This window comes from Capnocytophaga sp. (assembly GCF_030532915.1).
GTDB lineage: Bacteria > Bacteroidota > Bacteroidia > Flavobacteriales > Flavobacteriaceae > Capnocytophaga.
On the sequence record NZ_JAUNKD010000039.1, the window covers coordinates 1 to 9,081 of the forward strand.

Consider the following 9,081-nt stretch of genomic DNA (forward strand, 5'->3'; position numbering starts at 1 on the left):
TGAAATATGAAAAATAAAATGTTACACAAGCTAATTCAGTAGTGAAACATTAAAAATATAATTATATACGAGCTGATTCAGTAGTGAATCACGAAAAATTCACGCAAAAATCTTTGTCAAAGTTTTAGAACTTTGACAAAGATAAAACAGCACGAGCCAATTCAGTAGCGATATATGAAAAATAAAATATTACACAAGTCAAATCAGTGGTGAATCACGAAAAATTCACGCAAAAACCTTTGTCAAAGTTTTCGAACTTTGACAAAGGTAACACAACACAAACCAATTCAGCAGTGAACTACGAAAAATAAAATTATAAATAAATCGTTTCACCAACAAAATAACCTATATAAACATAAAAAACCTTTGGCAAAGTTTTCAAACTTTGCCAAAGGTAACATATTATCATTTAAATTGTTTGAAGCGGTGCGTTTAAGATTATTTGAAATCGTTTAACACCGGGAGTTTGACACTACGCGTTTAAGATTGCTTCAAACCACCTCAAACGTTCAAATATTCTCAAACTATTTTTACCCCTCCATATACACTTCGATAGGAGCGCAAGAACAAACCAAATTACGGTCGCCGTGGGCATCGTTCACCCTGCGGACGGTAGGCCAGAACTTGTTCTCGGCAATAGACTCCAACGGGAAGGCGGCTTTCTGACGGCTATACGGCAAGTTCCACGTATCAGAAGTGAGCATCGCCTGCGTGTGCGGCGCTTCTTTCAGTACGTTGGTCTCATCGGTTGGCGTGGCTTCCTCAATTTCCCGACGGATAGAAACCATCGCATCGATGAACAAATCAAGTTGGGCTTTGCTTTCACTTTCGGTAGGCTCAACCATCAACGTTCCTGCCACAGGGAAGGAAAGCGTTGGTGCGTGGAAACCGTAATCCATCAAGCGTTTGGCAATGTCGATGGCTTCGATGCCGTTTTGCTTGAACGGACGACAATCCAAAATCATTTCGTGAGCCGCTCTGCCTTGTTCGCCCGTATACAGAATTTCGTAATGCTTTTTCAAACTTTCTTTCAAGTAGTTAGCATTCAAAATAGCGTATCGCGTGGCGTTTGTCAAGCCCTCGCCGCCCAACATCTTGATGTAAGCATACGAAATCAAACAAACGTAAGCACTTCCGAACGGAGCCGATGAAATCGCCGTAATTGCCTCACTGCCACCGGTCGGCACAATCGGATTGGTAGGCAAAAACGGAGCCAAATGCTTGGCAACGCAGATAGGTCCAACGCCGGGCCCGCCTCCACCGTGCGGAATGGCAAACGTTTTGTGCAAATTCAAGTGGCAAACGTCCGCACCGATTGTCCCCGGATTGGTAAGCCCCACTTGGGCGTTCATATTCGCACCGTCCATATACACTTGTCCGCCGTTTTTATGGATAATATCAATAATTTCAACAATTGACGACTCAAACACTCCGTGCGTTGATGGGTAGGTAATCATCACCGCAGCCAAGTTATCTTTGTGTTTTTCAGCTTTTTCTTTCAGGTCGGCAACGTCAATATTTCCTTTTTCGTCGGTTTTGGTAACTACCACCTGCATTCCTGCCATTACTGCCGAAGCGGGGTTCGTTCCGTGAGCCGATGACGGAATCAAACAGATATTTCGATGCCCCTGACCGTTGTTTATATGATACTGACGGATAACCATCAAGCCGGCATACTCGCCATTAGCTCCCGAATTGGGTTGCAACGACGTGGCGGCAAATCCGGTGATGACTGATAAGGCTTTTTCAAGTTCGGAAAGCATTTCGTGATAACCCTCGGCTTGATTTTTAGGAACAAACGGGTGAATATTAGCCCATTGCCCCATACTGAGCGGTAACATCTCGGTGGCGGCGTTGAGTTTCATCGTACAAGAACCCAACGAAATCATTGAATGGTTTAGCGATAAATCTTTTCGTTCTAACTTCTTGATATAACGCATCATATCGGTTTCGCTGTGATACGAATTGAACACCGGAGCGGTTAAAAATTCGCTTTGACGACGTAATTCCGGTGCGATGGCGGTGTTTTCTTCCAAAGAAGTCAAAACCACTTTCGCTTTTCCTTCCGCCGTTGCAAAAACCTCTAAAATAGCATTAAGTTCCTCAACACCAACGGTTTCGTTTAATGAAATATGTACGTTTTCGGCATCGGGATAATAGAAATTGATTTGCTTGCTTTCGGCAAGCGATTTAATTTTTTCAGCGTTTGCCTTCACGGAAAGCGTATCGAAGAAATTTTTGTTTTTTACCGCATAGCCCAGTTTTTCCAACTGATTTTTAAGCGTTACGGTTGCCGAATGCACTTTTTGGGCGATGAATTGCAAGCCTTTTGGACCGTGATAAACGGCGTACATTCCTGCCATTACCGCCAAAAGCACCTGAGCGGTACAGATGTTGGACGTGGCTTTATCGCGTTTGATGTGTTGTTCGCGGGTTTGGAGCGCCATTCGCAGGGCAGGATTTCCGTCCGCGTCGATGGTAACCCCGATGATTCGCCCGGGCAAGGCACGTTTATATTCCTCACGGGTAGCGAAATAAGCGGCGTGCGGCCCTCCGTATCCGAGCGGAATTCCGAAGCGTTGCGAGGTTCCGACAACCACATCGGCACCGAATTTGGCGGGAGCTTCCAGTAGCACGAGGCTTAACAAATCGGCGGCAACCACCACTTTGATGTCCAAACTGTGGGCTTTGGCAACAAAATCAGCATAATTATACACCTCGCCGTTCGTTCCGGAAGGATATTGTACAATCGCACCGAAGAACGAAGCGTCCAACTCGGTAGTTTCGTGATTGCCAATCACCAATTCAATGCCGAACGGAACGGCACGCGTTTGCAACACCGAAAGAGTTTGCGGCAACACGCTTTCAGAAACAAAAAACTTATTGACGTTGTTTTTCTTCTGGTCGCGGCTGCGTAAATCAAGTAACATAGCCATTGCCTCGGCGGCGGCAGTTCCTTCATCTAAAAGCGATGCGTTGGCGATTTCCATTCCCGTAAGGTCGATAATCACGGTTTGAAAGTTGAGCAGCGCCTCTAACCTACCTTGTGCAATTTCAGCCTGATAGGGTGTGTAGGCGGTGTACCAGCCGGGGTTTTCGAAAATATTTCGTTTGATAACCGACGGGGTAACGGCTTCGTGATACCCCAACCCGATGTACGATTTAAACACCTTGTTTTTGGCAGCCAACTCGCCGGCGTGTTGCAAAAACTGATACTCGCTGATGCCTTTGGGAAGTTGTAAAGGCGATTTTAAGCGAATGTGTTGCGGAATGGTTTGGTCAATCAATTGGTCTAAACTGTCAGCACCAATTACGCTGAGCATCTGCGGAAGGTCGTTTTGAGCAATTCCGATATGACGCAATTCAAATTTTTCTGTATTCATTATGTAGTTCTTTTCTTTATAAAATTAAACGTACAAATTTACGATTTTTTTAAGCAAACTACCAAATTTTTGGTCTGACTTTTTTTGTGGCATATTCAACAACACCAAAGTTTAATTATTATTGCATAAAACCCGAACAAAACATCTTAAAAAACACAAAAAACGACGATATTATCGTCGTTTTTTGTAATATAATTTGATTTTATCGGATAAAAACCATTTTTAACACGTTGCAAATAAAAGATAACCAAATTACTCTTTCACTAACAGAAAACTTACATTAATTTTGGCGCTAATTGCAATGGTACCAACGGCTAAGGTTTGTTTGGGTTCACCACTGCTTTTTCCCGTTACCATAAATTCCGCATTGCGGGGCATCACTAAATCGGAACTCAATTCACTAACTGATAACGCTTTGCCGATATTTTGGTCTAAACTAACGGCATAAAATAGCGCCTTTTGTCGTGCGTCATTCACTGCCGCCGCACGTGCTTCACGCAACAAATTTTCTTTATTTTTAACATCAAACGAAACGTTATCCACTTGATTTACACCGGCTTCAAAAATGGCTTCCATCAGTGATTCGTATTTACTGATGTCGTTTAATTTGATTTTTATGCCCTGTGAGATGTGATACTTGTAGGTTTTAGTGTTGTAATCGTAGTGTTTACGCAGTGAAACGTGGCTAGTTTGAAAATTTTCCATTGGCAATTCACCCGTAAGCAGTTGAATAACTTTTGCCACGGCTTCACCGTTTTTCTGTTTAAGATATTTTACGTCATTCCCTTCATTTTCAATACTTAATGAAATGTTTACAAGGTCGGGGGTGGCATAAACGACGCCCTCGCCCGTAACGCTTACCGTTGGAATGTTTTGTGCTGAAATCATAGTTGTTACAAACGAAAATAAAATTAAATACTGTTTCATTGTGATTCTTTTTTAAGTGTTATTACTGGCAATTTATGTGCCATTTTGTTAAAAAATATTGATTTTCCAAATTCTTTTTGTTATCGCCAGATTTTCTTTCGGAAAACGAACAATAACACAATGGGAATGAGCATTGCACCAAGTAACAAAGGCTCTCGCTGCACCAACGACGGGTCGTAAGCAAGCGCGTAGATAAGTCCGCTAACCGCACCTCCAAAATGTGCTGAATGCCCGATATTGTCAGTGCGTGATTTCATTCCGTAAATTGAATAGAGCAAATACCCTATTGCAAATAAATAACCCGGCATCGGAAGCACAAAAACAATGATGGTCATCTTTGGGTTAAACAGAATGGATGCGTACAAAATACCTGATACAGCGCCACTTGCACCCACAGCCGTGTAGTAAGGTTCATTGCGATGAAAGTAAAAAGAAAACAAATTCCCGACCACCAAAGCAAACAAATACAGTAATACGAATTGCACAAATCCGGCATACAAAATGATAATATCAGCAAAAAAATACAGCGTTATCATATTGAAAATAAGGTGCTGCCAATCGGCGTGTAAAAAACCACTGCTCAACAAACGAACATACTCACCTTGCCGAATCTGGCGAATGCCAAATTTATATTTTTCAAAAAAGGAATAATCCTTAAATCCCTTCATTGAAAACAACACATTGACCGCCATCAAGGCAAGCGTTGCAAAATGTAATTTTCCCATTATTTTGATTTTTTCGGACAAATATAAGTATATTTGCACAAATTTTTGGCATTAATGGATTTATTGACATACATTTTGGCATACCCCTGCATTTGGATTTTGTCAAAACTTCCTTTCCGATTGTTGTATTGGGTATCCGATTTTACGTATATTATCATATATAAACTACTGAAATTCAGAATAAAAGTTGTTCGTAAAAATTTAACGATTGCCTTTCCGTTCAAAACCGATTCTGAGCGATTGCAAATCGAAAAAAAATTCTACAAACATTTTTGCGACCTGTTTTTAGAAATGATAAAATCGTACGGAATGACCGAAAACCAGATGAAACAGCGAATGACCTACACCAACGCAGAAGTGCTCAAACAAAACGGCATCGAAAACCGAAGCGTTATCTTAATGTGCGGGCATTACGCCAGTTACGAATGGTTGCTTTCGTTGGCTTACAATCTGGAACACAAGCCTTATGCGCTTTATTCACCATTGAGTAACAAATATTTTGATCGTTTTGTACAAAAAATACGAACAAAACACAAAAGTTTTTTACTTTCACGATACAAAGCCTCTGCGGAAATGAAACGACATAAAGACCAAGGTTTGGTATGTTGTTACGGTTTCGCTGCCGACCAAGCGCCCAACAGTTCAAAGAGTTACCGCCGACCATTTTTGGGGTTACGCGTGCCTGTTTTCACCGGCGCAGAACGAATGGGAAAACAGCTTGATGCCGTGATGTGCTTTGCCAAAATCGAAAAAATCAAGCGTGGATATTACCAAACCACATTTGAAATACTTTCTACAAACCCCACAGAAACAACTAATTACCAAATAACAGATTTGTTTTTTGAACGCCTAAACCAACAAATTTACAACCAACCCGAATATTACCTCTGGACGCACAATCGTTTTAAACGAATGTAAGAATTACAACACTAAAAATCAATGATATATAACTAATTTTATCGTAATTGTTTTTTAGAAAAACAGGTTTATTGCGCTTTTCCTCAATTCTCCCAAAGAGAAAACCACTCCCCTTCCGCTTGTCGCGTATCTGTGAACGACAAAACACAGATATGTAATAAATTACGTATTTACGAAACACAACCGAAAAAAATCATTACCTTTGTCAATTGATTAATGGCTTCCCTTCTCGGAAGCAGAAAAAACAAAAACTATGGCAATAGACGGCGTTAAAATCATTGACAGCGATGCGGCGTACGACATTTACAACGACATCATCGAGCGGTACAAAAACCGCGAGGCGGTGGCAACCATCATTCAGGACTGGCTGGGCGAGGAACAAAATTGTTGCACCGACCCACTCCACACCGAAATTTATTGGACGGCACTGGCGTTTTCCCTTTGGAAAATCGGGCAGTTGCCTGACGAAATTCGGCAAAAAACACTGACCCTCATCGAAAAAGGAGCCACCGACCACTGGCTGAAAATCGATGCCAAAGCCCAAAACCAACGGCAAAAAGCCTTGGACAAATTGGCAGAGCAAATCCGAAGCGAAAACCCCAAACCCATCAAACAACCCAAGCCCACCAAAGCCAAAACGCCTCACTTTCAACTGGGTGATGTTCTGGTAGTTACGATGCCACAGGGCTACGGAATATGCGTTGTTTCGATGGTGGAGCAGTCGCCACGGAAATTGGAATATCATTTGGCGTGTACGCAATATTTAAGCGACTCATTTCCAACGATGGACGATTTTTTAAACAGCAAAATCGCTTGTGGAAAGGACAATCAAGCCTTTGCCCTGAAAACCGATTGTTGGTTCAATCACAAGGATTTAGGCGCGATTCTGCCCCAACTCCAAAAAATCGGACGCGTACAATTTTCGCCCTACAAACTCTGGACTTTGTCCCCAGCCCACAACTTGGAGGACATCTACGACACAATCACCGAAGAACCCCGATTTTACGGCGGAAAAACACAATTTATTTACGATATGATTGCCGATATTTTAGAGTGATTTTTCGTATATTATACAACAAAAAAAATTAAGTCAAATTATTTTTAAAAAGAAATGAAAAACAATACAGAAAAGGAAGTTAGAGAACGCATTTTAAAGGTGTTTCATTTGTGCCGAAAAAAAGCGAATACACCTTTTGAAGCTACTCATTTTATGGACTTTTTGTTGTTTCCGCCAAGTGAAAAAGACCAAATTCGCAACTCGTTTCGCGGTGCTAATCAACACGGAAATTTTATGCGAAAAATAGAACTGGAATTTGGAATTTGTTTCACTCTTTCGGATTACGACAGCACTTTTACACTTGATGCTTTTACCAAAAAAGTAATCGAAAGAATCAACAAACCTAAAAGCAACATTTCCATCATCAAAGAACGAGTGAGCGAAAAAAATTATTTTATTTTTGAAATCGTTACTATGTTGATTTTGTGTTTAATATACTATTTTTTTGGATTGCATTGGCTGTCTATTTCGCTTACGCCTTTGTTTTTGGGTGCCGTGTATTGGATAGGGGCGCACCGTATAACGGATATGTTACACAACAAAAAATTAAGCAAAATTATCTTTAAAAAGAAATGAAACATCACGAATTAAATCAATTTATGGATTTGTTGCTGGACTATGGTTGGTGTATCGAAAATGTTCATAGTACCGAACTTTTTCATTTTTCAAAAGGCGAAATGGTTGGGGAAATTACCAACGATAAACATCTAAAAACAAACATTTTACGATTTTTTGCCACAGATGCCATAGGCGGTTATGGTACGCGTGTGAAAGATATTATTTTTGTAACCGATGAGGCTGGAAATCGATTGATTTTTGATGAAAATATGGCTGAACAGAGAACTTTTGTCCAAAATTTATTACTTTTATAATTCGTTTTGGGCGGAAAATGTAGTATCGTTTTAAACTTTAAAAAACTTAAAAAATGACCAAATACAACTATCACGATGGCGGTTTGCAAAAAGCCGATTTTACCGATAACACGCTGAATTTATGGATTTTACCTTATTCGGTTTTTTATTCGGAAGCAACGCCCGTTTTGTTGCGGTTTTTCCTGTCAAATAAAAGCGAAAAACTCCAAAAATGGCTCGGTGAAGTGAATGATTTTTTAACCGAAGACGGCGAAACCGATACTTTTGTCCGAATTCAAAACATTGATATTAAACAAGATACAGATAAGTTCGTTTGTAAAATTCAATGCGATTATCTTACGCCTTTGCAATTTCAATGCACTCATTTTGAAGAAATTAATAATTAAACAAAATACAATGACAAGTCCGAAAGAAATTTTTGAGTCCGCTTGTGGTCAAATTGCCCAAGCCTTTCCTGATTTTAAAGTTACGCAAAAGGGCAGAAAGCTAAAACGCACCAGCCCAGACAAAACCCTTGATTTTCAGATTTATTTTCACACCAGTATGCGAAACCACAGCGGCAGTGTTTCCATCCTTCCGCACATCGCAATTTATTCCAAAAAAATGGAAAAATGGCTGGAAGAAAAAACGAACCAACAGGGGATTGGAGATGTCGTTTACACCACGCAACTCGGCTACCTCACGCCGCGTCAGTACTGGCGTGATTGGAACTTGGCGGGACTGAGTTTTCAGCCGAACATCGATGAAATTACGCAAAATTTGAAGGAATATGCCTTGCCCATCTTTGAACTTTTTGAAAATAAAGATAAAGCCATTGATTTTTTGCTGGAAAACGGCACGATTTTTAACAAAAATATGAAACACGACCACCTTACGCCGTTTTATTTCGTATTTTGGCAGGGCGACAAGGAAAAAGCCGCGATTTTTTTGAATAATTTCGTGAAAAAATGCAATTATAAGGACAAATTTTACAAATCCTACGAGCGATTACAAACCGTTGACCGTTTTGATTTCACTTACGGCAGTTTTGTGGGCGAAGAGATTTTGAAATTTGCTGTCGCCCACGGAATTACATTGGAAAAATAAGTAGGGAACGGATATATCCGTTCCGCCAAATCCATTTTTGCTGAAAATCCGTTTTCGTCAAATTCGTTTTTGCTGAATCCGTTTGTGCCAAAAATCCGTGTTCGACAAAAATC

The 9,081-nt window shown here is 40.6% G+C and carries 9 protein-coding genes; 6 read left to right on the forward strand and 3 right to left on the reverse strand.

The window, feature by feature from the left end; all coding sequences use genetic code 11:
* Nucleotides 1-530 precede the first annotated feature (530 nt).
* The 3 genes from gcvP to Q4D72_RS10340 all read right to left on the reverse strand — a co-directional run bounded on the left by gcvP (nt 531) and on the right by Q4D72_RS10340 (nt 5,035).
* Nucleotides 531-3,383 carry an aminomethyl-transferring glycine dehydrogenase gene (gene gcvP / locus Q4D72_RS10330; RefSeq protein ID WP_303077783.1) on the reverse strand — a complete coding sequence of 951 codons (2,853 nt, stop codon included), beginning with the start codon at nt 3,381-3,383 and terminating at the stop codon, nt 531-533.
* A gap of 252 nt (nt 3,384-3,635) precedes the next feature.
* Nucleotides 3,636-4,310 carry an SIMPL domain-containing protein gene (locus Q4D72_RS10335; RefSeq protein WP_303077784.1) on the reverse strand — a complete coding sequence of 225 codons (675 nt, stop codon included), beginning with the start codon at nt 4,308-4,310 and terminating at the stop codon, nt 3,636-3,638.
* A gap of 80 nt (nt 4,311-4,390) precedes the next feature.
* The gene (locus tag Q4D72_RS10340) at nt 4,391-5,035 is read right to left on the reverse strand and encodes a rhomboid family intramembrane serine protease (protein ID WP_303077785.1); all 645 of its coding nucleotides are present in this window, start codon (nt 5,033-5,035) and stop codon (nt 4,391-4,393) included.
* Between the two features lie 54 nt (nt 5,036-5,089).
* Here Q4D72_RS10340 and Q4D72_RS10345 point away from each other — a divergent pair, with 54 nt between their 5' ends.
* The 6 genes from Q4D72_RS10345 (at nt 5,090) to Q4D72_RS10370 (ending at nt 8,968) form a co-directional block, all read left to right on the forward strand.
* Complete coding sequence (locus Q4D72_RS10345; protein WP_303077786.1) at nt 5,090-5,953, forward strand: lysophospholipid acyltransferase family protein; 864 nt, start codon at nt 5,090-5,092, stop codon at nt 5,951-5,953.
* 253 nt (nt 5,954-6,206) lie between these two features.
* A complete protein-coding gene (locus Q4D72_RS10350) occupies nt 6,207-7,010 on the forward strand; it encodes a hypothetical protein (protein ID WP_303077787.1) in 804 nt (267 codons plus the stop codon).
* 54 nt (nt 7,011-7,064) lie between these two features.
* The gene (locus Q4D72_RS10355; protein WP_303077788.1) at nt 7,065-7,586 is read left to right on the forward strand and encodes a hypothetical protein; all 522 of its coding nucleotides are present in this window, start codon (nt 7,065-7,067) and stop codon (nt 7,584-7,586) included.
* On the forward strand, nt 7,583-7,882 hold the full coding sequence (locus Q4D72_RS10360) for a hypothetical protein (protein WP_303077789.1): 300 nt from the start codon (nt 7,583-7,585) through the stop codon (nt 7,880-7,882). The genes Q4D72_RS10355 and Q4D72_RS10360 overlap by 4 nt, the downstream gene beginning before the upstream one ends.
* Nucleotides 7,883-7,935: 53 nt before the next feature.
* The gene (locus tag Q4D72_RS10365) at nt 7,936-8,268 is read left to right on the forward strand and encodes a hypothetical protein (RefSeq protein ID WP_303077790.1); all 333 of its coding nucleotides are present in this window, start codon (nt 7,936-7,938) and stop codon (nt 8,266-8,268) included.
* A 10-nt stretch (nt 8,269-8,278) separates the two neighbouring features.
* Entirely contained in the window at nt 8,279-8,968 is a 690-nt protein-coding gene (locus tag Q4D72_RS10370) for a hypothetical protein (RefSeq protein ID WP_303077791.1), read from the forward strand.
* The last annotated feature ends 113 nt before the right edge of the window (nt 8,969-9,081 follow it).